This window comes from Bradyrhizobium sp. McL0615 (assembly GCF_049993905.1).
Classification (GTDB): Bacteria; Pseudomonadota; Alphaproteobacteria; order Rhizobiales; family Xanthobacteraceae; genus Bradyrhizobium.
This window is the reverse complement of the sequence record NZ_CP188254.1, coordinates 5,728,796-5,754,009: the sequence shown is the minus strand read 5'-3', so window position 1 is coordinate 5,754,009 and position 25,214 is coordinate 5,728,796. Positions and strand designations below refer to the sequence as shown.

General features: G+C 59.5%; 22 protein-coding genes. 8 read left to right on the top strand and 14 right to left on the bottom strand.

What is annotated here, in order from left to right; translation table 11 throughout:
• Nucleotides 1–199 precede the first annotated feature (199 nt).
• The 11 genes from ACPPVP_RS27535 to ACPPVP_RS27485 form a co-directional block, all read right to left on the bottom strand.
• A complete protein-coding gene (locus ACPPVP_RS27535) occupies nucleotides 200–1,813 on the bottom strand; it encodes a proton-conducting transporter membrane subunit (protein ID WP_426526306.1) in 1,614 nt (537 codons plus the stop codon).
• A gap of 14 nt (nucleotides 1,814–1,827) precedes the next feature.
• Nucleotides 1,828–3,360 (bottom strand): complex I subunit 5 family protein, encoded by a 1,533-nt coding sequence (locus ACPPVP_RS27530; protein ID WP_426526304.1) that lies wholly within the window; start codon nucleotides 3,358–3,360, stop codon nucleotides 1,828–1,830.
• Nucleotides 3,360–3,701, bottom strand: coding sequence for an NADH-quinone oxidoreductase subunit K (locus ACPPVP_RS27525; protein WP_426526302.1), 342 nt, complete (start codon nucleotides 3,699–3,701; stop codon nucleotides 3,360–3,362). The genes ACPPVP_RS27530 and ACPPVP_RS27525 overlap by 1 nt, the downstream gene beginning before the upstream one ends.
• On the bottom strand, nucleotides 3,698–4,639 hold the full coding sequence (locus ACPPVP_RS27520; protein ID WP_426526301.1) for a hydrogenase subunit MbhD domain-containing protein: 942 nt from the start codon (nucleotides 4,637–4,639) through the stop codon (nucleotides 3,698–3,700). The genes ACPPVP_RS27525 and ACPPVP_RS27520 overlap by 4 nt, the downstream gene beginning before the upstream one ends.
• Entirely contained in the window at nucleotides 4,636–4,929 is a 294-nt protein-coding gene (locus ACPPVP_RS27515; RefSeq protein WP_426526299.1) for a monovalent cation/H(+) antiporter subunit G, read from the bottom strand. Before ACPPVP_RS27515 ends, ACPPVP_RS27520 begins: the two co-directional genes overlap by 4 nt.
• Nucleotides 4,926–5,213: a monovalent cation/H+ antiporter complex subunit F gene (locus ACPPVP_RS27510; RefSeq protein ID WP_426526297.1), complete on the bottom strand. Its 288-nt coding sequence runs from the start codon at nucleotides 5,211–5,213 to the stop codon at nucleotides 4,926–4,928. The genes ACPPVP_RS27515 and ACPPVP_RS27510 overlap by 4 nt, the downstream gene beginning before the upstream one ends.
• Nucleotides 5,206–5,745 (bottom strand): Na+/H+ antiporter subunit E, encoded by a 540-nt coding sequence (locus ACPPVP_RS27505; protein WP_426526295.1) that lies wholly within the window; start codon nucleotides 5,743–5,745, stop codon nucleotides 5,206–5,208. Before ACPPVP_RS27505 ends, ACPPVP_RS27510 begins: the two co-directional genes overlap by 8 nt.
• Before the next feature lie 282 nt (nucleotides 5,746–6,027).
• A complete protein-coding gene (locus ACPPVP_RS27500; protein ID WP_426526293.1) occupies nucleotides 6,028–7,467 on the bottom strand; it encodes a basic amino acid/polyamine antiporter in 1,440 nt (479 codons plus the stop codon).
• A gap of 857 nt (nucleotides 7,468–8,324) precedes the next feature.
• Nucleotides 8,325–8,477, bottom strand: coding sequence for a DUF3551 domain-containing protein (locus tag ACPPVP_RS27495; protein ID WP_426538091.1), 153 nt, complete (start codon nucleotides 8,475–8,477; stop codon nucleotides 8,325–8,327).
• Between the two features lie 290 nt (nucleotides 8,478–8,767).
• On the bottom strand, nucleotides 8,768–11,821 hold the full coding sequence (locus ACPPVP_RS27490; protein ID WP_426526291.1) for an efflux RND transporter permease subunit: 3,054 nt from the start codon (nucleotides 11,819–11,821) through the stop codon (nucleotides 8,768–8,770).
• On the bottom strand, nucleotides 11,818–12,885 hold the full coding sequence (locus tag ACPPVP_RS27485; protein ID WP_426538089.1) for an efflux RND transporter periplasmic adaptor subunit: 1,068 nt from the start codon (nucleotides 12,883–12,885) through the stop codon (nucleotides 11,818–11,820). The genes ACPPVP_RS27490 and ACPPVP_RS27485 overlap by 4 nt, the downstream gene beginning before the upstream one ends.
• Before the next feature lie 797 nt (nucleotides 12,886–13,682).
• Here ACPPVP_RS27485 and ACPPVP_RS27480 point away from each other — a divergent pair.
• From ACPPVP_RS27480 to ACPPVP_RS27455, 6 genes are all read left to right on the top strand, one after another.
• Nucleotides 13,683–14,807 (top strand): ATP-binding protein, encoded by a 1,125-nt coding sequence (locus ACPPVP_RS27480; RefSeq protein ID WP_426526289.1) that lies wholly within the window; start codon nucleotides 13,683–13,685, stop codon nucleotides 14,805–14,807.
• Nucleotides 14,808–14,884: 77 nt separating this feature from the next.
• Entirely contained in the window at nucleotides 14,885–15,514 is a 630-nt protein-coding gene (locus ACPPVP_RS27475) for a response regulator (protein ID WP_426526287.1), read from the top strand.
• Between the two features lie 336 nt (nucleotides 15,515–15,850).
• On the top strand, nucleotides 15,851–16,486 hold the full coding sequence (locus ACPPVP_RS27470) for a response regulator transcription factor (RefSeq protein WP_426526285.1): 636 nt from the start codon (nucleotides 15,851–15,853) through the stop codon (nucleotides 16,484–16,486).
• A gap of 536 nt (nucleotides 16,487–17,022) precedes the next feature.
• Entirely contained in the window at nucleotides 17,023–17,682 is a 660-nt protein-coding gene (locus tag ACPPVP_RS27465) for a hypothetical protein (RefSeq protein WP_426526283.1), read from the top strand.
• Between the two features lie 17 nt (nucleotides 17,683–17,699).
• On the top strand, nucleotides 17,700–17,909 hold the full coding sequence (locus tag ACPPVP_RS27460) for a hypothetical protein (protein WP_426526281.1): 210 nt from the start codon (nucleotides 17,700–17,702) through the stop codon (nucleotides 17,907–17,909).
• A 143-nt stretch (nucleotides 17,910–18,052) separates the two neighbouring features.
• Nucleotides 18,053–18,328 (top strand): hypothetical protein, encoded by a 276-nt coding sequence (locus tag ACPPVP_RS27455; RefSeq protein WP_426526279.1) that lies wholly within the window; start codon nucleotides 18,053–18,055, stop codon nucleotides 18,326–18,328.
• 110 nt (nucleotides 18,329–18,438) lie between these two features.
• Here ACPPVP_RS27455 and ACPPVP_RS27450 read toward each other — a convergent pair whose 3' ends face one another.
• The gene (locus tag ACPPVP_RS27450; protein WP_426526277.1) at nucleotides 18,439–18,960 is read right to left on the bottom strand and encodes an N-acetyltransferase family protein; all 522 of its coding nucleotides are present in this window, start codon (nucleotides 18,958–18,960) and stop codon (nucleotides 18,439–18,441) included.
• Between the two features lie 145 nt (nucleotides 18,961–19,105).
• Between ACPPVP_RS27450 and ACPPVP_RS27445 the strand changes: the two genes are divergently transcribed.
• Entirely contained in the window at nucleotides 19,106–20,254 is a 1,149-nt protein-coding gene (locus tag ACPPVP_RS27445) for an AI-2E family transporter (RefSeq protein ID WP_426538087.1), read from the top strand.
• A 9-nt stretch (nucleotides 20,255–20,263) separates the two neighbouring features.
• A complete protein-coding gene (locus tag ACPPVP_RS27440; protein ID WP_426526275.1) occupies nucleotides 20,264–22,492 on the top strand; it encodes a DUF3141 domain-containing protein in 2,229 nt (742 codons plus the stop codon).
• Between the two features lie 211 nt (nucleotides 22,493–22,703).
• On the opposite strand, the gene ACPPVP_RS27435 is transcribed toward ACPPVP_RS27440, so the two are convergent.
• Together ACPPVP_RS27435 and ACPPVP_RS27430 are read right to left on the bottom strand one after the other, a co-directional pair.
• Nucleotides 22,704–23,573 carry a formate/nitrite transporter family protein gene (locus ACPPVP_RS27435; protein ID WP_426526273.1) on the bottom strand — a complete coding sequence of 290 codons (870 nt, stop codon included), beginning with the start codon at nucleotides 23,571–23,573 and terminating at the stop codon, nucleotides 22,704–22,706.
• A gap of 31 nt (nucleotides 23,574–23,604) precedes the next feature.
• On the bottom strand, nucleotides 23,605–25,206 hold the full coding sequence (locus tag ACPPVP_RS27430; RefSeq protein ID WP_426526271.1) for an aspartate:alanine exchanger family transporter: 1,602 nt from the start codon (nucleotides 25,204–25,206) through the stop codon (nucleotides 23,605–23,607).
• Between the last annotated feature and the right edge of the window lie 8 nt (nucleotides 25,207–25,214).

Below are 25,214 nucleotides of genomic sequence, written 5' to 3'. Positions count from 1 at the left end.
CGTGGCCGGCGTTGGGTTTGCTGGTGGCACAGGGGCCGTCGCCGCTGCGGCTGGCGATGGTAGCCGGCTTCTTCCTCGCGGTAGTTTCCGTCACGTCAGGTGGCTCGAATCGCCGGCCGGAGCAGGCGCGCGGCGTCGCGTCTGCTCGTTGCCGATAGCCGGGATGAGGTCCGGCGCCCGGCGATTCTGCGCACCATCTTTACCGCGCAAATACCGCTGCGCCCAGCGCGATGGTCACGATAAGCAAGGATATGCCCGCCGCCGGCCACTGACGAAGAACCCGGTCCATTCGTTCCAGCGCCTTGCCCCCCATGACAGCCAGCTGCATTCCGCCATCCAGTGCCACAATGATGTCTCCCTTGGGAATGCGTGGCAGCGAATGCCACCACCGCCACAGCGCAATCGCCAGCACGGCACCCAGCAGAACGGGCCAAAGCGCATTCCACAGCACCGCAGGAGAAAGCGGGTCAGGCAACGTTCCGGCTGGGACCGTCAGATACAGCGTCCACGGCACGACAAGCGAAACCACCGCGGTCGCCAGCCACGGCCAGACAAGCCCTGCGGCTGCTGTCGCTTGCGGGTCTTGCGATGCCGATTTCGCAAGGCTGCGCAAGAACTGCAACATCAATAGCGTCGTGCCAACTGCAGACACCGTTGCAATCGTGCTCGCGGTGCTGTCTCCCAGCAACTCGTCGGCAACGAATTTCGCCAATGCGCCGCCCGTGAGCGGGAGTCCGCCGAGGCCGACCGCAATGATTGCCACGGGCAGCAGCATCGGCCATAGCCGGCGGCTGCCGGTCGCGGCGATCACGCCCACGGACAGGAACAGCGCGCCTTTCACCAGGACATGGTGCGCGGCGTAGAAGGCCGCTGCCATTGCAGCGCGGCCATCTCCGGCGAGCATTCCCATGCCAATGACCGCGACGATGAATCCCATCTGGCTAACGCTGGAATACGCCAACACGACCCTGGGATCGCGTTGCGTGCTTCCAATCACGACGCCGTAGAGCGCGGCAAAAAGTCCTGCGGCGGCGAGTGCCATGCCCCAATCAGGCAGCGGAGTTTCGAGTGGTAAAAACCGGATCATTCCAAGGATGCTTGCCTTGACGACTGCACCGCTCAACACAGCGGACGCCGGCGTAGGCGCCGCCGAATATGCCAGTGGCATCCAGAAGTGAAACGGTACGAGGCCCGCCTTCATCCCGAGGCCGGCTATCAACAGGGCAAGTATCAGATCGCGCCGAGGCGAGCTCGGCAGCGCAGCCGCGGCGTCCCGGATCAACAGGCTGTCACCCGGGATTTCCGCGGCCAGCAGCACGAAAGCCATTAGCAGGAAGGCTTCGGCCAGCAGGGCGAGCCCGATATAGACCGCGCCGGCGCGCCATGCGCGGGATGTTCCGTGGTGGATGACAAGGCCGCAGGCACCGAGCGTGAGCAGCGCGAGAACAAGATAGAAGCCCACCATGTCGGCGGCCAGAAATGCGCCGAGGCAGCCAGTCAGCGTCATCAACCAGCACACCGCGAATTGGTCGCGGTTGGGTCGACCCTGCAGATACTGCGCAGCGTAAGCACCTGATGCGATCCACAACAGCGCCGAAACGCCCAGCAGCATGGCACCAGGACGGTCGAGCGCGAAGGTCAAATGGAGGCGCGTCGAACCTATTGCGAACGAGGAATCAGAAGCGACAAGCAACACCGCCACCAGCGCCGGGATTGGGGCGAACGCCAGCAGCGAAGGCATCTGGTTCAGCGCCCGCGGCCAGAGGCATGCCAGGAGCATGCCGAGCGGAACGACGAAGACGCTGGCCAGCAATGTACTTTCCCAAGTCATCGCGACCCAACCATCGTTGATTCCGGGCGGCCAATCTGGAGGATATCGATAGGGCCAAGCGCGACCAGACCCAGCAACAGCGACGTCAGCGCCAATGAGAGCGCCGCGACTTCCTGATATCTCGGCACAGCGACGCGGAGCTTGAGGGGCTCACTCGGCGGCGCAATTGCGCTCGACAGCACGATGAACATATAGGCGCTTGTGAAGAGGCCTCCCGCGAGCATCACAATCGCCCACCACCATTGACCGGTCGCGACCGTCGCCTCCAGCAGCAGCCATTTCGCCAGAAAGCCGCCACTCGGCGGCAACCCGATCAAGGACACTCCACCGAGTGCGAACGCGAAGATCGTCATCGGAAGTGCGCGAGCGATCCCTCCGAGTTCGGCGATTCGATCATGTCCGAGGGCGACATAGATAAGTCCAGCGGCCATGAACATGGCCGCCTTCGCTGTCGCGTGCGATATCGCCTGAAGCATGCCGCCGGTCAAAGCGCCGCTGTCCTGAAGCTGCCCCGACACCGTGTCGAGGGCGAGCGGAAACATCAGGAACAGGTAGCCGATCTGTGCGACCGTCGAATAGGCGATCAGGAGCTTGAGTCGCTGCTGCTGCAGCGCGACGACGCTGCCGAATACAATTGCCGCTGCCCCCAGTCCACCGAACAGTTGCGCGCCGGCTTGACCGAGCAATTCTGGCATGACGTCGAACCAGAGACGTACGACGATGAAGAACGACCCCTTCACCACCACCGCCGACAGAACCGCGCTGGCGGCCGCCGGCGCGCCGGCATGGGCTGGCGGAAGCCAGAGATGCAGTGGAAAGAGAGCGGTCTTGGCGAAGAGCCCGATGGTCATCAGCGTGGCGGCAACAAGTGTTGCGGGCTCCATATGAACCCGGCCCGAGAGCAGAACGATGTCGAGCGTAGCATAGCTGCCGTAGAGCAGGGCCGTTCCGACCAGGTATAGAATCGAGCCGAGCAGGGCGAAGAGCAGGTATCGCAGCGCGGCCTGCAATGTCTCCGCTCGGCCGTCGAGGCAGACCAGCGGTACCGCGGCGAAGGTGAGGAGTTCGATCGCGACGTACAACGTGAACAGATCTCCGCCCACGAAGACCATATTCATTGCGCCCCAGATCGCCATCAGCAGGATCCAGAACGCGAACGGAGCGCGGGCTTCGACGGACCCTGCACGTGTGCCGAAGTCCGCATGTGCAAAGACGGCGACCGCGCAGATCACGACGGCCATTGCTACCATCATGGCGGCCGAAAGTCCGTCGGCGCGCAACGCGATTCCGAGCGGAGGTTTCCAATCCCCGACGATGTAGACCAGCCGGTGGCCACTTTGCCACACGTCGGCGAAAATGATCGTTGCAAGGAAGAAGCCGGAGGGCAACAGAACGGAGGCAATCCTTTCAGCGTACCGCCCGCCGAGGACGAACGACAACAGAACACCCGCGGCCGGCAATACGATTGCCAGAACAAGAAGAGCTCCATCTGTCGTTGTCGTATCGGGCAAGACATTTGCGTCCGGCATCAGGAGTTGCCTCTGTCCGTATTTGCGCCTCCAGGATTATCGGCGTTGAGCGTGGATCGGCCGGTTTCCTGCAACAGCCGCAGCACCAGCGCGATAGCCATGGCCGTAGCCGCGAAGGCAACGACGATGGCGGTAATGACCATCGCCTGAGGGACTGGATCACCTCCGAGACCAGAAGCTGCGGCTCTCCTGGACACGACGCCGAACACCAGAAACACGCCGCTTCCCAGCAGGTTGAATGCCAATATCTTGCGCAGCGGATCGGGATTTGTGATGAGGCCGTACAATCCAATTCCCACCAGTGCTGCGCCACTTAACCCGAACAATGTTGCGGCGTTCATTGCCGTTGCACCCGTTCCGGCGGGCCTGCGGCCAGCAGGCCCAGTGCCACACCGATCGAAAGCGTCAAGGCGACCTCCACCGCGACAATCAGCGGTTTGGCGTAGCCCGGTGGATAAGCCAGAAAGGCATTCGCCAGCACCATCCCGGCTATTCCGATAGCAAGGAAAATCACCGGTCCGACGACGAGCAGCAGACGTAACCAGGGCTGGCTGATCGAAGGTACACTCTTCAGGCCCGCGATCATGACAAGGAGCCACATCGCGGCCAGGACGGTGCCGCCTTGAAAGGCTCCGCCCGGTTCTTTCGCGCCGACCCAGCACATATAGATGGCCACCACGATTCCCACCGGTGGCAGAAGCTGGGCAAGAAAAGTAAGCGTGCTGCTGGGTTGTGCATAGACACGCAGCCCCGGCACTCCGCCCCACACGCCATCGGGTGCCAGCGACCAGACGCCGAGCAAAGCGAGTAGCAAGACCACTTTCTCGAGCAGCGTGTCGAGCGCGCGGTAAACGAACAGAACGCCAGCGACGGGATTGCCGAGGCCACTCTGCGCCAAATTCTCCATCACCATCGGTGCGAGAGTGGGAATAGATTCGGGCGGAGACAGGATGGCGGTTGCAAGGCCAGCCGCGACAAGCGCGCACAATACTCCCGCCGTAAAACGCACCGACATGCTGGCCGGGGTGTCGCTGCCTTTGGCAAGGCGCAGACGTGCGACCGCACCGAGCAACAACATGCCGGTCATTCCGCCGCCGATCGCTGCCTCCGTCAGCGCGACATCGACCGCAGAGAGCCGGACCCAGGCGATGGCCAACAGCAACCCGTAGACGACGAAGCCGATGACGGCTGCGAACGCTTCGCGCGCGGTGATCGTCGATGCCCCGATCCCCAGGATCAGGACGACAAGACCGATATCGAAAACAGACAAGATGGTCATTCATGTGGTCCGCTTTGTCGAACCGCGCCGGCAATGAGCTGTGTAACAATCGCGCCGGACAATTGGACCAGCAGCCAGATGCTCACCAGCTTCAACGCGCTGAATGGTCCGCCTGCTTGCGGCAACAGGCCCAGAACGACAAGGCCAAGGCCAAGATTGTCCACCTTGGTCAGGGCGTGCAGACGCGTCAGTGCGTCCGGAAAGCGGAGCAAACCGACCGTCCCCGCCAAAAAGAAGATCGCACCCGCCGAGACGGCGAAAACGGTGAAGATGTCACGCGCGAGGTTCATCCGCCGCTCGTAGCCTTTGAGACCTCGCTCTCCTGATCGGACGCGCTTCTAACGAACGCGACGGCCGCGAACGCAGCAAACAGCGCCAGCAGCAATGCAACGTCCACAATCGGCGGTGTCTCGGTCGCCGAGGCCAGCAAAAGAAGGATAGCGACGCCGCCGGTGCCCAGGAGCTGCGCCGCCATCATGTGGTCAACCTCGGCTGGGCGCCGAAGAATCACGATCAAACCAAGCGCCACCATCGTCAGCACGAAGCTCGCGGCTCCGAACAGGAAGCTAGCCATTGCGCCGCGCTCCTCCGAGTGCCTGCATGCACAGGGCTTCCTCCGCAGCCAGCTGCTCGACCACCGGCTGCGTCACATCGAGGCAATGAACCGTTAGGCCATTTCCCGCCGCGGGCCCGCACGGAAGCGTGCCGGGCAGCAAACTCATGATTGCACAGAACGCATCCCGCGCTGTTCCCGGCGGAAGGTGCGTTTGATAGACGACAAAGCCCGGCCGCAACCGCAGCCGAGGATCAAGAGCCCGCTGTGCGACGTCCGTTCCGGCAGCAATCGATTGACGCAGAAAGTGCAGCACGAATTCGGCGAGCTTGACCGGACGCAGGCTCCATTGCTGAGCCGGCATCAGGCGCAGACTTGCCCAGGTTGCTGCAACAGCAGCAGCGAACCCAGCCGCAAGATCGCCAGCGTCGGCGCCGGTTAGCAGCAGCCAGAAACAAAAAAATCCGGCAGCGCGGGGAATCGCACTCCCAAGACTGCCCGGACCGTTCACCGGCGGCTCCGCGGGCCTGCTTTGCTCAGCCGAAGAGTTCATGACCCGTCTGACCTCCATGTTATTCAGCAGCGGGACCGATGGCGAAAGCCGTCGTTAGGCGGCCATGTCGCTGAGCAGAGCTGGATTGGCTGCAATTCTAGCTGAGCTGCCGCTGTCGCCACTGTTTCAGGGACGGCTTTCTCGGCACCCTGCACGTTCAGAGTGCACCATGATATCGGGTGATCCACCTAGATGAAGATGAGGGATCACCCTTGCTGCAGATACAATGGGTCGCCCTGGCTGTGGATTGAAATCGAAGTCGAGGATAATCAAGAGGGCAGCTTAGACCGAAATAGTACCGGCCGCGAGACTGTACAGGCCGACGGCAGCTGCAACCAGCAAGACGCCGAACAGAAGCCACTCAACAAGGGTAAAAACAGTCTTCCGCTGCTCGCGTCTGGCAATAATAAACAAGGTCGTTCCCGGCGCATAGAGAAGTGCTGCCAGCAGCAGAAACTTTGCGCCGCCAGCATAGATCATGCCGGCCGCGTAAATCGTGGCGATTGCGCCGCGAATCCGGTCGATGGCGCGGCCACGCGGGTCGGCTTCGTAGGTTTCTCCAGTCCAGGCGAGTTTGAGCCCGTAGGCAGCTACGAGCAGATAGGGAATTAACGTCATTGAGCTCGTCATCTTCAGCGCGAGCGTGAATGCGTATTCCGCGAAATAGGTCACAAGCAAGAAGACCTGAATAGCGATATTCGTCAGCCACAGGGCTCCCACAGGAACCTTTTTGGCGTTCTCACGCGCGAGGAACGACGGCATCGTGCGATTTACTGCTGCAGAGTGGAGGACCTCAGCGGCGAGCAGCGACCAGGACAGGTAGTTGCCGAGGACAGAAATGAGCAGACCGACGCTGATAAAGATCTTGCCCCATGGTCCGACGATGGCCTCCAGTACACCTGCCATCGAAGGAGTGGCGAGCGCCGTCAGCTCCGGACGCAGTAAAATGCCATACGACAGCATCGTGACGAGGACGAGCAGGGCGAGTACTCCAAGAAAGCCCAAAATCGTCGCGATCCCCACATCGTTCCGGTCTTTTGCATAGCGCGAGTAGACACTTGCGCCTTCGATCCCAACGAAAACGAATACGGTCACCAGCATCGTGTTGCGGACTTGAGTTGACACGTTCGCGAAGGTCGGCTCTTCGCCGCCCCAGAAATTCAGCGCAAAGACGTCGCCCTTGAATGCAAATATGACAACAACGATGAAGAGCAGTATCGGAACGATTTTTGCGAAGGTCGCAATCGTATTGAGCGCTGCGGCTTCCTTGATACCGCGCAGGATCAGGAAATGAACGCCCCATAGCAGCGCGGTCGCCGCGGCGATTGCGGTAGGTGTGGTCCCATCGCCAAAGATGGGAAAGAACTGGCCCAGGGTTGCCTTGATCAGAACCAGGCAGGCGACATCGGCAAGACAGCAGCCGATCCAATAGCCCACCGCCGACACAAAGCCGGGGTAGTCGCCAAAACCTGCCTTGGCATAGGCATAGATGCCTGCGTCCAGATCGGGCTTGTGCCGCGATAGCGTCTGAAAGACGAACGCGAGCATCAGCATTCCGACGCCCGCGATGCCCCAGGCAATCAATGCACCCAGGCCTCCAGTGGCGCGGCCGAATGCTGACGGCAGTGCAAAGATGCCCGAGCCGACCATCGATCCAACGACAAGCGCCGTGAGCGCGCCGCGAGAGAGTCTCTGATCGGATGAATCCGAAGAGGGTGTCATGACATTTCTACGAAGCCATGGTTCGAGGCTCGATCAAGTCGAACTCATCTTCGCTGGCGTGCTGACCCGTTGGGGCGAGGTCGATTGCTTAGGAAGGCCAGTGTGATGTTGACAGCAGGCCGAAAAAGAGACGCGAACTGCAGAATCCAGCACCGGCGCGGCGGAACTCGGTACGCCGCGCGTATGTCGCGATCCGATTTCGGGTGGCGAGCCCACCATTGATTCGAGGCGGCAGAACCCGGGCCATTCGGCTATGGCTTGACCGGTTGCAGTTACAACGAAGCTGCAGCTGTATCACGGCACTGCATCAGGGACGGATTCCCATTCGCCTGGCGCATTCGCGATAGGCCGAAACACCCCTGGCGTTTCTCTCTGCCGTCGCACCGGTGCTGGCTATATTGACAGCCGCTGCCGCCTCATTGGCTTGCCTGAAGCATTCCGCTCGCGCCGCAGAGGCCGACTGCTTCTGCGCCGCCGCTTCGGAAATTGCCAGTGCTAGAAGTGCGGGAACAAGCAGGGCAACTGCAAGTCGTGTCTTCGAATTCGTCATCATCATCTTTGTGATCTCCTGCTTAGGCCTTGGGATGATGGGCTTGAAGCCCCGCGATATCAGGTGATCACCTGGTTGAAGAAGGGTAATCACCTCTGCCAAAGATGGAAAAGCTTGCCTCCGCTTTCGATGGAGTAATGCAGCAAACGAGATGAAGAGGCGGTCTCGTTGTTTTGGAATCTTTTGGATCTCGCTTTGCTGACGGAGTCGCACGCGCGAACAGCGGAGCTGCATCGCGGCTTGAGATCTGGTGTCCGGAGACGAGGCGCCCTCAAGATCAAATCAGCGCCGTGCGTCAGTCGGCGCCCTAGCGACGCTTTCGTTGGACGCAAGTGCCGCCTCGTCCGCTGATGGCCGCCTGACACTGCTCTTGGGTCTGGTACGCACAATTCGTATTTCCCTTCCTTCTGGCGCACCACGATGCGCCTTGCGCGTCTGCCGGCGTAGCAAGCGGTATCATACCCACCGTCATTGCGATTAAAGTTGCAGCGAGAATAGATGTGCGCATCGGCGCTGGGACCAGCAGTGAAAATGGCGCTTTTGATTTCAGCATGACCGTCTCCATTTTTGAGTGTTGGTACGATGCATGCTCGGGACGCAACATGATATCAGGTGGATCACTCAGACCAGGATGGGGAATTACCCTACCGGAAACGCAAAGACCGCCACGGCCCTGGATTTGAGAAAGTGGTTTCCCGAGGTCTTGCGATCTGGATGTGATGAACGCTTGAGCTCGTGCAAAAGTTACATCTAGGCCGGCTTCGAAGAAGGCCCTGTCGATTCCGTTCCCTTGAACCAGGCCACGTACAAGGTAGGCAAAAAGATCAGCGTTAAGATGGTTGCGACAAGCAGGCCGCCCATGATCGCAAAGGCCATCGGGCCCCAGAAAACCGTCGGAGCGATCGGAATCATACCCAGGACGGTCGATACGGCGGTTAGCATGATTGGGCGGAAACGGGAGCTGCTAGCATCGATGGCGGCGTCCCAGGCATTTTTCCCCTGAGAACGCTCCGCCTCGATCTGGCCGATCAGGATCACCGCATTCTTGGTGATCATGCCCAGCAGCGCCAGGATGCCGAGAATAGCAACGAAGCCCAGCGGCCTGCCAGACAGCAGGAGCGCCGCGACGACGCCGATCAGGCCGAGCGGCGCTACACTAAGGACCAGGAACAATCGTTGGAAGCTCTGCAGCTGCACCATCAGTACCGTGAGCATGATGAGCAACATGACCGGCACGACGGCGATCACGGAGGCCTGTGACTTCCGGCTTTCTTCGACAGTCCCGCCGACAACGATTTGATACCCTGCAGGGAGGGCTTTTGTCAGGGCTGCGATATCGGGCGAAAGTGAGCTCACTACCGTCTCCGGCAGCGCTCCAGCGACGATGTCGGCTTGCACCGTTAGCGTCGGAACGCGGTCGCGCCGCCAGATCAAGGGATATTCCTGCCCGTATTCGAAGGTCGCGAACTGGCTGAGCGGAACCGTGCGGCCGCCCGGCAGCGGCACTTGCAGGGTGCGCAGGGTAGCAAGCGAGACACGCTGTTCATCCGTCGCACGTGCGATGACATCGACCAGATAGATATCGTCGCGCAGCTGGGTAACGGAGGTGCCGGATATGACGGTATTGAGAACGCTGGCCAGTGCCTGCGAGCTGAGCCCCAGCAGGCGCGCCTCATCCTGGTCGACCCGAATGCGCACCTGGCGGGCGGGCTCTATCCAGTCAAAATTGACCTTTTCGGCTTTGGGATTCGTTGCAATGATCTGGGCGAGCTTGAGAGCAATCGCGCGCACCTGATCTACATCAGGACCGCTGACGCGATATTGTACGGGCCATCCGACCGGTGGCCCTAGTTCAAGCGGAGAAACCCGCGAAATTGCGCTTGGAAACTCTTCAGACAGGATCTTTTCCAGCTTGACGCGAAGACGTTCGCGGGCCGCAACGTCCTTTGCAACAATGACCGCCTGGGTGAAGAAGTTATTCGGCAACTGAACATTGAGCGGCAGATAGAAGCGAATAGCGCCGCGGCCCACGTAGGTGCTCCAGCGCGCGACATCCGGATCGCCCTTAAGAGCTGCATCGAGGCGTTGCGCCGCGGTTTCGCTGGCGTAGATCGACGCATTCTGCGGCAGGCTGAGATCGACCAGCAACTCCGGACGATCCGAGGACGGAAAGAATTGCCGCGGGATGAGCGGTAGCGCGAGAAAGGATGCTGCGAAAAGTGCCAACGAAACGAAGATCGTCAGCCATTTCGCCCGCAGGGCGAAGGTGAGGAAACTACGATACCATCGAAAAACCCTGCCGGGCTCGGCGCTCGCTGCCGCCCTCGGTGGCTTGAGAATGATGACACCCAGCAGCGGAGCAAAGATTACCGCAACGAACCAGGACACGATCAGCGCGATGCTGACCACCGCGAACAGCGAGAATGTGTATTCTCCCGCCGAACTGGCCGCAAAGCCGACGGGAACGAAACCGGCGATCGTCACCAGGGTTCCCGCCAGCATCGCAAATGCGTAGGTCCGGAACGCGTATGTCGCGGCCTCAACTTTGTCGTCGCCTGCCGCCAGACGATTGAGCGTGGCATCGGTGGTCGTCATCGCGTCGTCGACGAGCAATGCGAGGGCGATGATCAGCGCGCCGAGCGATATGCGCTGCATATCGATGCCCGCCATTTGCATGATCGGAAAGACGATGGCCAGCGTCAATGGAATGGAAAGCGCGATGATCAGACCGGGCCGGACGCCGAGGCTGATGAAGCTGACGACGAGAATAATGGCGATCGCCTGCAGCAGCGACGTCATGAATTCGGAGATGGCGCCATCGACGGTGACGGCTTGGTCCGCTATGAGCTTCGGCTCGATACCGACAGGCAAATCTGCGGTAATCGTCGCCATCAGTTTCTTGATGTTTGCGCCGAGGGCAAGAATGTCACCGCCGTCCCGCATCGCGATTGCAAGCCCGATGGCCGGTTCGCCATTTACACGAAATTGCGGCTGCGGCGGGTCGGAATAGTCACGCCGTATTTGCGCGATATCGCTCAGGCGGAGCACGCGTCCGCCCGCGACGAAGTTGGTGTTCGCGACATCCTGTTCCGACGCGAATGCGCCTGAAACCCGCAGCGAAAGACTTTCATTGCCGGTTTGAATCGTGCCGGCTGGCCGCACGATATTCTGCGCTTGAAGTGCCGCGATCAGTGCAGACCGGTCGATCCCCAGGCTGGCGAGTTCCTTCATCGAGAATTCGACGAAGATCCTCTCGTCCTGCGCCCCCAACACTTCGATTTTTGATACGTCAGGCACCAGGAGCAGCTTCGAGCGGATATCCTCGACGCGATCACGCAGTTCGCGATGCGTGAAGCCGTCGCTCGTAAAGCCGTAGATGATCCCGAACGTATCGCCGAAATCGTCGTTGAAGCCGGGCCCGACAATTCCTGCCGGAAGGGTGTGGCGGATATCTCCGATATTCTTGCGAACCTGATACCAGGTGTCAGCAACCTCCTTTGCGTTCGCGCTGCCCTTCAGGTTGACGAAGATCGTCGTAACGCCGGCACGGGTAAAGCTGCGCAGAAAATCCAGGTGAGGCGTTTCCTGCAGTTTGCGCTCGAGCCGTTCGGTTACCTGTTTGAGCGTCTCTTCGACGGTCGCTCCCGGCCAGGCGGCCTGCACGACCATGGTCTTGATGATGAAGGTGGGATCTTCGCTGCGGCCAAGCCGGTAATAGGACAACACGCCGGCGATGACGGCGACGATCATGATGTAGGCGACGAGCGAGCGGTGTTTAAGCGCCCATTCGGACAGATTGATCATGGCTCTGACCCGAGCAGGCGAATCTTCTGGCCCGGGTGAAGGGCCTGGACGCCCGCCGTGACTACGACTTCGCCGGTATCCAGACCCTGCGAAACCACCACCCGCGCCTGGTCGAAGCGCAAGACGTCGACGTTTCGGATTGAGACCGTCTTGGTCGAAGGGTCGACAATCCATACCGCCGGTCGCTGATTGATCTTCGTCAATGCCGTTGCCGGGATGTCGATGATAGGCGCGGAATCGGTTTGCAGTCGTCCGACGACGGTTGCCCCAAGCCGCATGGCTGCCGGAGGATCAGTCAGGCCGACTTTGACCTCGAAGGTCCGGGTTACAGGATTGGCTTGAGCGGCGACCTCGCGGATTCGCCCGGGCGCAGTCACTGCCGGATCGTCCGTCAGGCTGATGGTGATCTGGGGATCGCTGGGGGCTGATCGAAGCAACTGGGCCGGAACGTCGAAAATCGCGTCGCGACCGTCTTTTCGTGCAAGTCTGGCGATCATTTGACCCGCCTGAACGACTTCTCCCGCGCCGGGGCCGGTTGCGGTTATTGTCCCCGGCGCATCGGCCTTGAGTTCGGTGAAACTCACCAGGTCGTGTGCGGTACGGAGTTGGGCTTCCGCGGCGTCTACTTGCGACTGCGCGGTTTGTTGCGCCTGCGTTGCGACATCGAAATTGGCCCGCGTCGTCCATCCCTGCGCCAGAAGCGTCTCCTGGCGTTCGAAATGATTGCGCGCCTGCGTCAATTGCCCCTGCGCGGCCGCGAGGCCTGCCTGCGCCTGCCGCAGCGTGTTCAACTCGTTCTGTGGTTCAAGTCGCGCCATTAATTGCCCGGCTTGCACTCGATCCCCGAGCTTGCCGTTGTTTTCCGACAGCCGCCCGGAAATTCGAAACGCCACGCTCACCTCGTCCTCAGCCTCGATGCGGCCAGTAAATGTCAGCGCCTGGCCAGCCTCACGCTTCTCAACGGTTGTGGTCCGAACTGGACGGGCTGCCGGAGCTGCGGTGTCAGTCTCCCTCTGACAAGCCGCGAGCGAAAATGCCGGCGCTATTGCAACAAGCGCCATCATCAGCAATCGATAAAAGTTCGTCCTGCCCGAGGGTGAAGGCATAGCAAAACCTATGAGCTGCGGATCGACCCGATAAGTATTTTCGGTCGAGCGAAGACCCGCCGCCATCGGCAAATATACTGAGCGTTCCTGCTGATTGCCCCGGCCTGAGTAAGGATGCCGCGCGCATGACGGTTACGCCACGCCCGCCAGCGCTGCCTTCTCCGTTTGAGTTCTGTTTGGTCTGTGGCTTGTTGCTGGCCAGCGAGCAGGAATGCAAATCGGCTTGCCGATTTCAAGAGCCGAATTTGACGGAGAACTTCGGCAGAGCAGCAGCAGTCTCAAGAATGGTGTCGGATGAACTTGTTGCAGTTCTTCACCACGGTTCGAAGGATATTGGGCTGACGAGTAAATGCCCGCCATCGGGAAATATACTGAGCGTGCGTGGTCGTCCTTGAGAGTTTTCCCGAAGTTTAGCCGCGGCAGTTCAAAGATACGTAGTCGTTAAGTAACTGAAATTTCGCTCTATCTATAATTGCGACGACGCATAACGGAAGGACTTGAATAAAAATGCAGTGTGCAATTTGTGCCAACGTGTTCACGTTCTTAGGGCATGAAAACAGATACTTGACGAGCGTACTCGAGGGGGTATTTACTTAAGGCAAGCCCGGAACGTGATGTAGACCTAACGTTGCCTAGGTAAATCATGCAGCCGATAGGCCGCTCGATCCGGGAAATATCAGGGGCAAGACCGTATGAGTCCCCGACCCGCGTACCACAAACTCCACTGGATACATGCTCCGGAATATCTCTTCGGAATGCAGATTTCGAATGACGGACTTTTTTTCTACGAGAGCATGAATCCGGCCTTCGAACGCCTGCTCGGAATTTCAATCGACAGCGAAAGAGAAATTCATGACTGCATGAGCGAAGAGGACGCGAAGTCCATCTGCGCTTTTTGCGACGCATGTCTGGCCGAGGGAAGATCGGTTCGTTACCGGCACCGCCTTGCCCTCGGCGGACGCCGACGCGAGTTTGATACGACGATCAATCCCGTCCGTGATTCCGAAAGCGGGAATATAGTGAAGCTGGTCGGATGCCATCGGGCCCTCGAAGAGCGGGCGACGCTCGATGCTGTCGACAAGACGGCCAAAAGACGGGCTGCAGCAGAACTCGAGCGCCGGCTGTTGTCGCTTCAGGAAGAGGTGCAGCAGCGGATCGCGTCCGATCTGCATGATTCGACTTGCCAGCATTTGATTGCCGCCAGCTTGAACATGATGCGATTGAGGCGCGCGGTCAGCGATAACGGCAACGCAGAGAAACTCATCGATGATATCGATGCGTCGATTGACCAGGCGCAGAGGGAGATCCGCGCCTTTACTTACCTGCTGCATCCTCAGAATTTGCTAACCGATGGCCTGAAGATTACGATCGAGCAATTCGTAAACGGATTTTCGGCGCGCACCTCGCTGAAGACGAGTCTGGAGATCGCTCCCGAAGTCGATAAACTATCCTACGGGCGGCAGCGCGCTGTGCTGAGGGTTATTCAGGAAGCCCTTATGAACGTCTTTCGGCATGCCCAAGCGACACGGGTGAAGGTCGCAATGGAGGCAATGGACACGCACATCAAACTTCAGGTCGCTGACAACGGCCGGGGCATGTCAATCAATCAGGCGAGATCGGGCCCCAAGGCGATTTCATTTGGTGTCGGAATTCCGGCGATGAAAGCCAGATTACGGCAGCTGGGCGGTACTCTCGAAATCCATTCTTCATCAGCGACAGGGGGCCGAGGAACTACGTTGTGTGCGAAACTTCCGCTCTCTCTCCCGCTCAAGAGAGAGAGAGCGACAGCGGGTACGGCATCATCAGCATCCGGGACATCGCAGATCCATTGCAGCACAACACTAGAATCGCAGACTGCTCGACGTGCGGGAGGAATGTAGCGAGTCCAACGAAGTCTGGAAGCGAACGGTCGGATGTCGATGGCCGGCGCGATGCTGCACTGGAGTTTCCTTCGATCATGAAACGGATTCTTATTGCTGACGATCATGAAGCGGTGCGGTCCGGGTTACGTGCCGTGTTGGAAGGGCGCGCCGGCTGGGAGGTCGTTGCCGAGGCTCGCGACGGCAAGGAGGCGGTCGCCGGGGCTGTGGAAAAAAGGCCCGACGTTGCCATTGTTGACTACGCGATGCCGTTTATGACCGGGATAGAAGTTGTACGGCGCATCAGGGAACATCAGCAAATAACGGAAATACTCATTTTCACAATGCATGACTCAGAGGTGCTCGCGTTGCAGGCGTTCCAGGCAGGAGCCCGTGCGTTTTTGCTGAAGGCTGATGCGAATAAGATGCTGTTGGCGGCCGTTGAGTCATTGATAGTTCATAAACCGTTTTACGCGGGATCGTTCACGGGCGAACTAAAGGGCATGACGAGCGGGAAGGGCAATCCGAATCAGGTGCTTTCGCCCCGAGAAAAGACGATCGTCAAACTGGTTGCGGAAGGGCACAGCAACAAGGGCGTGAGCGCGATCTTGAACCTCAGCATAAAGACGACGGAGACGCATCGAGCAGCCGCCATGCGCAAGCTCAACATAAATTCGACAGCGGGCCTGGTTCGATACGCGGTTCGCAGCAAGCTCGTGGAGGCATGAGAACGGTTGCGTCCGTGCAGAAAAAAGCAGGTTCGCGCTAAAATCGACGCAAATTATGGCTCGGACCATAAATAAGGGTACTGGTTTGTCCAGTCGTTGCGCGAGATTGCGCTGCACGGTCTGTACGGACCGGGGAACTGACCCGCCGGATGTTGAGCGCGGCGTCTCCATGATGTCGAAGGCGTTCAAGCGAGAAATCCGAATACTCATCCACCGAGTTTCAGGGTTTTGTGGGATTATCGCCAAGCAGGTCGATCAGTATGATGAGTCAGTCGCGCTGTCGCATTGCTATCGCCGATCGCCTGGCCAGTGGCTCCAACCGACAGGAACGTCACTGTGAAGCAGATACTGATTGCGGACGACCATGAAGTCGTTCGCTCCGGTCTTCGCGCGATCATCGAAACTCGCGCCGACTGGGTCGTGGGCGGGGAGGCGAGCGATGGCAGGGAGGCCGTTGCGTTGGCTTTGAAAATGAAGCCGGATGTAGCGATCGTCGATTACTCGATGCCCGTTATGAATGGGTTGGAGGTCAGCCGTCGAATTAAATTGCATCATCTGAATACAGAAGTGCTCATTCTCACGATGCATGAACGCGAAGATATCCTGACGGAAGCCCTTCTGGCAGGCGTGCGGGGATTCCTGCTGAAGTCAGATGCGAGGAGCCACCTTATTGCGGCTATCGAAGCATTACTTGACCACCGACCTTACTTCACCAGTGTTTTGCTGGAGAAGTTGCTTCATGACTATCAGTCAAACAAGAAGGACAAATCGGAGATATTGCTATCTTCGCGAGAACAGAGCGTTGTTCAGTTGATCGCCGAGGGACACACCAACAAATCCGTGGGCTCGGTCCTAAATCTCAGCGTGAAGACGGTCGAGACCCATCGCGCATCCGCAATGCGCAAGCTCAACGTTTCATCGACCGCCGAGTTGGTCCGGTACGCAATTCGTGCAAAATTGATCGGCCTTTGAAAGGAAGATTTTCTTTTGGCCAGTTGAATCTGCTCTTCCGGTTGAGAAAATGCGAAGCATCTTCAATGACGTGAGCGAAACATTGAAGAGGTGCGCTTGGCGGTAAGTGCGACGGCGACATGCAGCATCTGGCGGGCAGAAGCGAAATCCCCGCAACTTCGCCTGGCTCGCGTTCACCAGAAAATGGAAAGTGCGAAAGAAGTGCTGCACTCTGGCGGCGGGTGGTCGACGACGACGAGCGACGCGGGCAGTGCGAGAAAGCCCGAGTTTATAAGGCTCACCTTCACGGTTATCGTAGTGTTTTTGCTGAAGTGTGGTCCGAGGGACGAGGCGGATCTACTCGGGCGAGTTGGACCTGAAGCCGTGGGCGCCCGGGCAACAGTCAGGATCTGGTCATCGGCCGAGATTATATCGGCTGCAGGTTTCGCCATCGTGTCAACCTGGCTCATTTGATCCAAATCAAACCGCGGTACCTCGATTGATAAAAATATTGGCGGCCGCTTTGCTTGTGACTCCGCGTTTTAGTCGAGGACCAGATGACAAGAATAATACTAATCACATTGGTCATCCTTTTCGCCAGCGATTGCGCCGGCATGGAAATCTCGCGGGTCGCTGGTTGCACCGGTGATGTGTTGAAGCTGCGGGGTGTCGTAGACGATGGCGACTTCGCGCGATTTCGATCCTACTTCAGCTCCGATCGGCGAATTGTCGGTCTTGATATCAGCTCGGAAGGCGGGTCACTTTTTGAGGGCTCCCAGATTGCACATATGACGCGTCTGAAGAGGCTGGTCACGTACGTTTCCAAAGAGTGCAATTCGGTATGTGCGTTCATCTTCCTGGCGAGCAGAAAGCGTTTTGTATCTCAAATTGCAAGGATCGGCGTCCACTCCGTCAGCAATCCTCATGGCGGAGAGGATCCTCGGACGCTTCGCGATACTGTTCGGCTAGCAAGAGTTTCGGCCAAACTTGGCATCCCGCCTTCAACGATTGGCAAAATGGTTGCAACGCCGCCGAGGAAAATCTCTTACCTGGATCGGGATGAGCTTTTGGCTCTTAAGGTAATCGTCCGCGATCCTTTCGTGCGTGTCGCTGCCGACAAGAGCCAACCAAAGGGCTGTAACCCCGACGACAAAAGGGTAGCGCCGGTTTCCAATCAGCCGCCACCCAAAACAGCTGAATTGAAACCACCCAATTGATCGGGGAGGAGGCGGAAATGTATCGCAATAATATTGCCTCAAAGGACATTCTGATGACTGCGCTTGCCGCACCGGTCGTCGCGATTATCGTGCTGGCCGTTACGCCGGCACAGGCTCAAACCTACGATCCAAAATATCCGGTGTGCCTCCTTCGCAGCTTCGCGGCGAGGCGGCACCGAGCTACCCTTGGCCCCGCCAATAATTTCCAGCTACTCCCACATGCCTGATTGATGTAGATCGGCGGTTCGATCAGATGTTGTTGAACGGCTACCGCGCATTAGCCGGCGGCCGCTGTTCCTTCCTGGTCTTCATGGTAAGTTGCACCCAGCCCGATGGTGGACGTTCGGCGGCAGAACGAGGCAGGTGAGACATGCGATTGGACTTCAATGGCCGCTTCGCCGCATGGCTCGTCCTCAGTTCATGTGCGTCGCAAGGCGCAATGGGGCAGGGGCTCACGCCATTCCGCTATGAGTCCCAGGCGCAGCGCCATTGTCCCGGCGATGCGGTCGTCTGGCTCGATTTCGGAAGCGAGCGCTATTACTCGAAAGGTCAGAAGCGCTACGCGTCTGGATTTGACGGCAGTTTCGTGTGCAGAAAGGAAGCCCGGAACAACGGCTACCGGCGTTCGCCGTTGGGGCTAAGGTGAAGGTCCGAACCGGCCAACTGACTGCATCAGCTGCGGCATTCGACGCCGCAGCGCTCCGCGCGCGGCATATGCTTGATTTTGGGCTCGGGTAACGGGATGGCCGGAGGTCACTAACCCAGCTTCAGTACCAGGTGGAGCGTCTGGGGATCCCGGCGTGGGGCAGGGTGAAAACCGAACTTGCCGAACACTTTTATCATCGCGGTGTTTTCCGGCAGGACTTCTGCCGTCAGTTCGTTCAATCCCGAGACGCTCGCGATCTTGACGAGATGGCGCATCAGGAGAGAACCGATACCGCGACCCTGCCAGGTGTCGATGACGACAAAGGCCATCTCGGCTCGTCCCGGCTCGAAGACAATGTACCGGCCGCCGCCGACAATGAGCTCGCGGCCGTCTTCGTCTGCCGTGGCGACGATCGCGACATGATTTTTGAAATCGACGTCCATGAAGAAGGCGCGCTCCTTGTCCGAGAAGTGACGCTTCATCACAAAGAAGCGGCGCTGCAGCGATTGCGCACTGGTCTTTCCGATCGCGGCGAGCATGTCGGCCTCGTCGTCGCGCCGCAGCGCACGGATCTTGATCTGTCTGCCGTCGCTCAAATTCTCGCGCGTCGCATAGTTGATAGTCTCGGACATCAGCCTTCATGCCTCGGCAAACCAGGGCGGTCTTCCGATGAAGGCAGGGCCGGCTTGCAGTCGCTTGATCTGGATCAAGACTATTGCGGCAGAGCCGCAAGTAGCTTGGAAATACCATGCCTCCCTCGTAGATGAAGGCGCGTCGTTGAAAACCCTTCGCCAGTATTGGCCCGGACAAGACGTCATCCAGCTTGCGATCCGGCTCGGATTGCTCGCTCTCCTGATCTACTGGACGTTTGTTCTGATACGTCCGTTTGTGCCGATCCTGGCCTGGAGCATCGTCCTCGCCGTCGCGCTCTATCCTGTCTTTACCCTCATTTCCAGGCTTCTCGGCGGTCGTCCAAAGCTCGCTGCGGCCATTCTCACGGTGATCAATCTCGGAATCGTCATCGGACCGGCGACCTGGCTTGGCCTGAGCGCCGTGGAGGGCGCGAAGGACTTAGCCGGATATATGGCAACCGGTAACCTGGTGGTTCCGTCTCCGCCGAACGGCGTCAAAAGTTGGCCTCTCATCGGCCCGCAGCTCCACGAATTCTGGAATCAGGCCTCCAGCAACATCCGATCCGTTCTGCGCGATGTCGCGCCCCATCTGAAACCATTAGCCGGGATTGTGCTCGCACTCGCGAGCAATGCTGGCGTTGGAACGCTCAAATTCCTGCTGTCGGTGGCGCTCGCTGGCTTTCTCTTTCCCTACGGGTCGCAGCTCGCGGCAGCGGGCAGGGACTTCCTCTACCGCGTCGTGCCCGAGCATAGCGAGCATTTCCTGGAATTGGCCGGTGCCACCATTCGCGCGGTGTCCCAAGGCGTCATCGGCGTTGCAATCATCCAGTCCTTGCTGGCCGGTATCGGTTTCAAGCTGGCCGGCATTCCCGGCGCGGGCCTGCTGGCCTTCGCCGTCATGATCCTGACGATCGTGCAAATCGGCGCAGCGATCGTCCTGCTTCCGGTGATCATCTGGATCTGGATAGACAAGGATTTCACTACCGCGCTCCTGCTAACGCTGTTCCTTGTCATGGTCGGCATTCTCGACAACATATTGAAGCCCCTCGTCATGGGACGTGGCCTGACGACGCCGACCCTGGTCATCTTCATTGGGGTAATCGGGGGAACACTCGCGCACGGAATTGTCGGTCTCTTTATCGGGCCGATCATTCTGTCCCTGGCCTGGGAACTGACCGTCGCCTGGATACGCGCTGGCCGTGCCGACCCGGCATTGCCGAACCGACTTTCGAACGTTGACCTAGATCAACGTTCGATTTCTCGAAGCTCCTTGAGTGAATTTCGGGACAAGTGAGGTCGAAACATGCCGATGGATAATGTAACGCTGCCGGGCGGCCCGATGTCAGGGTTTGTCGCTTCGGCTGTAGAATACATGACGGATGCCAGCCAGCGCAGCGTCCTGTTCCTAGACGTCATGCGACAGCGGGGTGACCAATACAGGGAACATGTCGCTCAGACCGCCCCGCACGTCCTGAGCTACGCCGCCGAACTGATTATCGACGGCCGCAAGCTGGAACAGCCCGTCAACTATGCGCTGGTACGCATCATTCCGCCCAAGGGCGTCGAGATCGACCTGAAGCGCCGGCCATTCGTCGTGGTCGACCCTCGCGCCGGCCACGGCCCCGGGATTGGCGGATTCAAGGCCGACAGCGAGATCGGCGTCGCCATGAAGGCGGGCCATCCCTGCTACTTCATCGGCTTCCTGCCGGAACCCGTGCCGGGCCAGACCATCGAACGCATCGCGCACGCCGAAGCCATCTTCCTTGCGAAGGTGATCGAGCGGCACCCTGATGCCGACGGCAAACCATGCGTGATCGGCAATTGCCAAGCCGGCTGGGCCGTGATGATTCTCGCTTCGCTGCGCCCGGAACTGTTCGGCCCGCTGATCATCGCCGGCGCGCCTTTGGCCTACTGGGCCGGCGTACACGGCAAATATCCGATGCGCTACTCGGGCGGCCTGCTCGGCGGCAGCTGGCTCACGGCGCTCACCGGCGACCTCGGCGGCGGCAAATTCGACGGTGCCTGGCTGGTGCAGAATTTCGAGGGCCAGAATCCATCAAACACGCTGTGGAGTAAGCAATACAATGTTTACTCCAAGGTCGATACCGAGGCCGACCGCTATCTCGAGTTCGAGCGTTGGTGGGGTGGCCATGTCAATCTGAACGCTGAAGAGATCCAGTTCATCGTCGATGAACTCTTCATCGGCAATAACCTCGCTGCCGGCCGCATCAAGATGTCCGATGGCACGGCGGTCGACCTGCGCAACATCCGCTCGCCGATCGTGGTGTTCTGTTCCCAGGGCGACAACATCACCCCGCCGCAGCAGGCGCTGGACTGGATCCTCGAGCTTTATGCCGACGTCGACGAGATCAGGGCCTACGGGCAAACCATCGTTTACACGGTGCACGAAACCGTCGGCCATCTCGGCATCTTTGTCTCCGGCGGTGTCGCGAAGAAGGAACATGCCGAGTTTTCCAGCAACATCGACCTGATCGACGTGCTGCCGCCTGGCCTTTACGAGGCGACCTTTGAGGCGAGGGGCGCCGAGACCACCAATGCCGATCTGGCGGTCGGGCAATGGGTAATGCGCTGCGAGGCCCGAACGCTGGATGACATCAGGGCGATGGGCGGCAACTCGGCCGAGGACGAGCGCCGGTTCGAGACCGCCAAGCGCGTCTCGGAGAAGAACCTCGAGGCCTACCGCAAATACGTCCAGCCCTGGATCAAGTCGATGGTGACGCCGCAGATGGCGGAACTGATGCGCAACTGGCATCCGCTGCGGGTGCAATACGAGGCGTTCTCCAGCCATAATCCGTTCATGACGGCGGTGGAGAACGCAGCCGACAAGGCGCGCGAAGAGCGCAAGCCGGCGGCCAAGGACAATCCCTTCCTCGCTTTCCAGGAGAGGATTTCGAAACAGATCGTCAGCTCGCTGGATAAATGGCGTGATACGCAGGAGGCGCTGAGCGAGGCGATGTTCCTCACGATTTATGGCTCGCCGGCACTGCAGTCGGCCGTAGGCGTAGATCCGCAATCCACGCCGTCGCAACGACGCGAGATGGATCCCAAACACCGGGCGCTTCTGCAGGCCCGCATCGCCGAGATCAAATCGAAGGTCGGCTCCGGCGGGTTGAGAGAAGCCGGCATCCGCGCGCTGCTCTATGTCGGATCGGCTCGCGGCATGGTGGACGAGCGCAGCCTCGAGGCGCTGCGGCGGCTTCGGCAGGCCGACGAATCGGCGCGAATTACGGTGCCGGAATTCAAGATGCTGGTGCGCGAGCAATTCTTCATGCTGCTGCTCGACCAGGAGGCGGCGCTTGCCGCCATCCCGAAGCTTCTGCCGGACGGCATCGACGACCGCCGCAAGGTGTTCGCGGCGATCCAGGAGGTCCTGTCGGCAAGCGCCGAGATATCCGGTGAAGTCGCAAAACGTCTGGAGCGGGTCGCCGGACTGTTCGGCGTTGACGCTACGGGATTTTTGGAGCGGTCGTCCAAAGTGACTTCGCTCGATCCGAAAGCGAAGGCGTCGTAGTCGTACGGTAGGGCGCACAATAGCCTCGAAAGGAAACCCCACGACTTTTCTTGGTCGTGGCGCGAAAAGCGTGGATGCCCGGCACAAGGCCGGGCATGACGGTCGCGGTCGAACAACCAGCGCAACTGATCAAATCGACGACTAATATCCGTCGTCGATATAGATCGTGGGCGAGGAGATAGTCCTGTGCGGGTTGGAAAATCTGAACTGGCTATTTCTCGCCCCGATAGTTCGCCTCGAACGTCACGCGATAGATCGCCCAGTATACGGCGCCAACGAAACCGGCACCGCCGACGATATTGCCGAACGTTACCGGTACCAGATTGTGGACGATGCCGGAGATGGTGATGAGCGAGGCGTCGAAATTCGCCGGCGCGTGACCCGTTTGGACCAGCAGCCACGCCAGCGGCAGGAAGTACATATTGGCCACGCAATGCTCGAAACCCGCAGCTATGAAGGCAGAAACCGGCAAAAGGACAGCAATCATTTTGTCCGTGACCGATCGGCCTGCATAAGCAAGCCAGACTGCCGCGCATACCAGCACGTTGCACAAGATGCCCTTGAAAAACAGCGTCACCATATCCGGGCGGATCTTGCCGGCTGCCGTGCTCAGCACCGACAACCCGATGCGGCCGTCGTTCATGTCCAGATGATGGGAATAAAACACCAGGACGATGAGCCCAAGCGCTCCAAGGAAGTTGCCAAGGTAGACGATGACCCAGTTGCGCAGCATCGTGCGGGTGGAGACCTGGCCGCTGGCCCAGGCCATCACGATCAGGTTGTTGCCCGTAAACAACTCGGCTCCTCCAACGAGGACGAGCGCCAGGCCGAGAGAGAAAACGAATCCTCCGAGGACACGTGTCGTGGCGAAGCCGAGCGTGGGGTCGCTGGCTACGATGGTGTAGTAGAGTGCACCGAAGCCGACGCCTCCGCCCGCCACGATCGCCAGCATGAATGAGGCCAGAAAGGGCAGATTGGCCTTCTTCACACCGACCTTCTCGACAGCCTCCTTGATCTCCGCAGGGCTGTACGCCTGCAAATTGAAAATCGGCGCCTGTGCCGAGAGTAAAGGTTCAGCCATGCTCGGGTTTCCCTGCTCGCCGGGTACGCCGTCACCCGCCCGGACCGCCTAGCGTCAGAAGGCCGACGATCTGCACGGCGATTACCTTCACCAGTGTCATTGAAGGGAAGATCATCGCGTAGCCGATGTCAGGCCGATCGGTCGGCGCCATCTTGGTCGAGTAGACGAGAATGGCGGGATTGCCGGTCGCTCCCGAAGCGACGCCGACGAGATCGTCATAGGGGATTCGCATAATGTAGTGACCAACCAGCAGCACGATCGCGACGGTGGTGAGGAGGACTGCGACGCCAATGAACAGCATGGTGAAGCCGGATTCGGCGACGGTGCGGACAAAGGGCTGGCCGGCATTGACGCCGACTGTGGCAAGAAATATGGCAAGGCCGAAATTTCGCAGCACGATGTTTGCCGGCAGCGGCATCGTCCAGAGCATCGGTCCCGTGCGGCGCAGTTTACCGAGAATGAGGGCGACGATGAGCGGGCCGCCGCCGATACCAAGGGTCACGACACCCACGCCGGGGATCGGAATCGGGATCAAGCCGAGGAGAACGCCGAGCACCATTCCCAGACCAAGCGACACATAGCTGAACTCGGCGGTTGCCTTGACCGTGTCGCCAAAGTGTTTGCGGATTTCCTCTTTGCGCTCCGGCGGCGTCAACACGCCGACCCGGTCGCCAAATTCGAGCATCAAGTCGGATGAGGGTACGAGATCGGCATCGTAGCGCCGAACATGCAGAAGGTGCGCTGGAAAGCCTGAAGGCATCGGCAGACTGGAAAGCGGAATACCCACCACGCTGGCCTTGCCGACGAATACCCGGATGTAGTCGAGATCGGCCCTGTCACTGGCCAGCCGACCCGGTTCCAGCTTCCCGAGCTTGCCCGCGGCGTTCGCAATCGCGTCCTGGCTTTCGGCCACGACCAGCACCGCGTCGCCGGCGGCGAGAACGGTATCGCCCGTGGGAACGATATTCTGCCCCGCTTTGCGAACCATCGTCACCTGGACATTATGCAAGAACTCCTTGGTCAACTGGTCGAGCGTGCTGCCGGCAAAGCTTGCGCCGATGGATATCTCGCCCATGTGAAAGCGCTGGGCCTTGGCGGGAAATTTCGGCCGCACCATTCGTGTCATGAAATAGATGCACAGAATGGGGCCAATCACGCCGAATGGATAGGCGATCGAGTAGCCGATCGACGGATCCTTGCTCTTGGTGACGTCAAGCGCCGCCTGAAGTGTTGCGGTGCTCGTCATCGATCCCGCGTAAAGGCCGAGCGTATGGCCGGTCTTGATTCCGAAGGCTTGACCGAGCCCGAGCGCCACGGCAAGGCCGGCGAGGCACGCGACAAGTGCCAGCAGGTTGTATTTCCGGCCCGACCCGACGATGCCTTCGAAGAATTGCCGCCCGTAGAGAATCCCGATCCCGTACAGGAACATGATCAGACCGGTGAGGCCGATCGGACCGATGATCTGGGCTTTCGGCGCGAATGCACCGATGGCGAGGCCGACAAAGAGCACGGCGCCGACGCCGAGCGAGAAGCCGAAGATATTGATCTGGCCGACCAAATAACCGACGCCGATGGCGAGAAATGCTGTCAGGATCGGCTGGCTTCCGATGATGTCGCGCGCAAGATCCAACATTTCCATCT

Bases quoted from the DNA above. Each gene is read 5' to 3' on its own strand.
- ACPPVP_RS27500 (WP_426526293.1), bottom strand. From the start codon at position 7,467: ATGACACCCTCTTCGGATTCATCCGATCAGAGACTCTCTCGCGGCGCG.
- ACPPVP_RS27525 (WP_426526302.1), bottom strand. From the start codon at position 3,701: ATGAACGCCGCAACATTGTTCGGGTTAAGTGGCGCAGCACTGGTGGGA.
- ACPPVP_RS27475 (WP_426526287.1), top strand. From the start codon at position 14,885: ATGAAACGGATTCTTATTGCTGACGATCATGAAGCGGTGCGGTCCGGG.
- ACPPVP_RS27515 (WP_426526299.1), bottom strand. From the start codon at position 4,929: ATGAACCTCGCGCGTGACATCTTCACCGTTTTCGCCGTCTCGGCGGGT.
- ACPPVP_RS27450 (WP_426526277.1), bottom strand. From the start codon at position 18,960: ATGTCCGAGACTATCAACTATGCGACGCGCGAGAATTTGAGCGACGGC.
- ACPPVP_RS27510 (WP_426526297.1), bottom strand. From the start codon at position 5,213: ATGGCTAGCTTCCTGTTCGGAGCCGCGAGCTTCGTGCTGACGATGGTG.
- ACPPVP_RS27465 (WP_426526283.1), top strand. From the start codon at position 17,023: ATGACAAGAATAATACTAATCACATTGGTCATCCTTTTCGCCAGCGAT.
- ACPPVP_RS27440 (WP_426526275.1), top strand. From the start codon at position 20,264: ATGCCGATGGATAATGTAACGCTGCCGGGCGGCCCGATGTCAGGGTTT.
- ACPPVP_RS27495 (WP_426538091.1), bottom strand. From the start codon at position 8,477: ATGATACCGCTTGCTACGCCGGCAGACGCGCAAGGCGCATCGTGGTGC.
- ACPPVP_RS27435 (WP_426526273.1), bottom strand. From the start codon at position 23,573: ATGGCTGAACCTTTACTCTCGGCACAGGCGCCGATTTTCAATTTGCAG.
- ACPPVP_RS27485 (WP_426538089.1), bottom strand. From the start codon at position 12,885: ATGATGGCGCTTGTTGCAATAGCGCCGGCATTTTCGCTCGCGGCTTGT.
- ACPPVP_RS27520 (WP_426526301.1), bottom strand. From the start codon at position 4,639: ATGACCATCTTGTCTGTTTTCGATATCGGTCTTGTCGTCCTGATCCTG.
- ACPPVP_RS27460 (WP_426526281.1), top strand. From the start codon at position 17,700: ATGTATCGCAATAATATTGCCTCAAAGGACATTCTGATGACTGCGCTT.
- ACPPVP_RS27505 (WP_426526295.1), bottom strand. From the start codon at position 5,745: ATGAACTCTTCGGCTGAGCAAAGCAGGCCCGCGGAGCCGCCGGTGAAC.
- ACPPVP_RS27480 (WP_426526289.1), top strand. From the start codon at position 13,683: ATGCAGATTTCGAATGACGGACTTTTTTTCTACGAGAGCATGAATCCG.
- ACPPVP_RS27490 (WP_426526291.1), bottom strand. From the start codon at position 11,821: ATGATCAATCTGTCCGAATGGGCGCTTAAACACCGCTCGCTCGTCGCC.
- ACPPVP_RS27455 (WP_426526279.1), top strand. From the start codon at position 18,053: ATGCGATTGGACTTCAATGGCCGCTTCGCCGCATGGCTCGTCCTCAGT.
- ACPPVP_RS27430 (WP_426526271.1), bottom strand. From the start codon at position 25,206: ATGTTGGATCTTGCGCGCGACATCATCGGAAGCCAGCCGATCCTGACA.
- ACPPVP_RS27530 (WP_426526304.1), bottom strand. From the start codon at position 3,360: ATGCCGGACGCAAATGTCTTGCCCGATACGACAACGACAGATGGAGCT.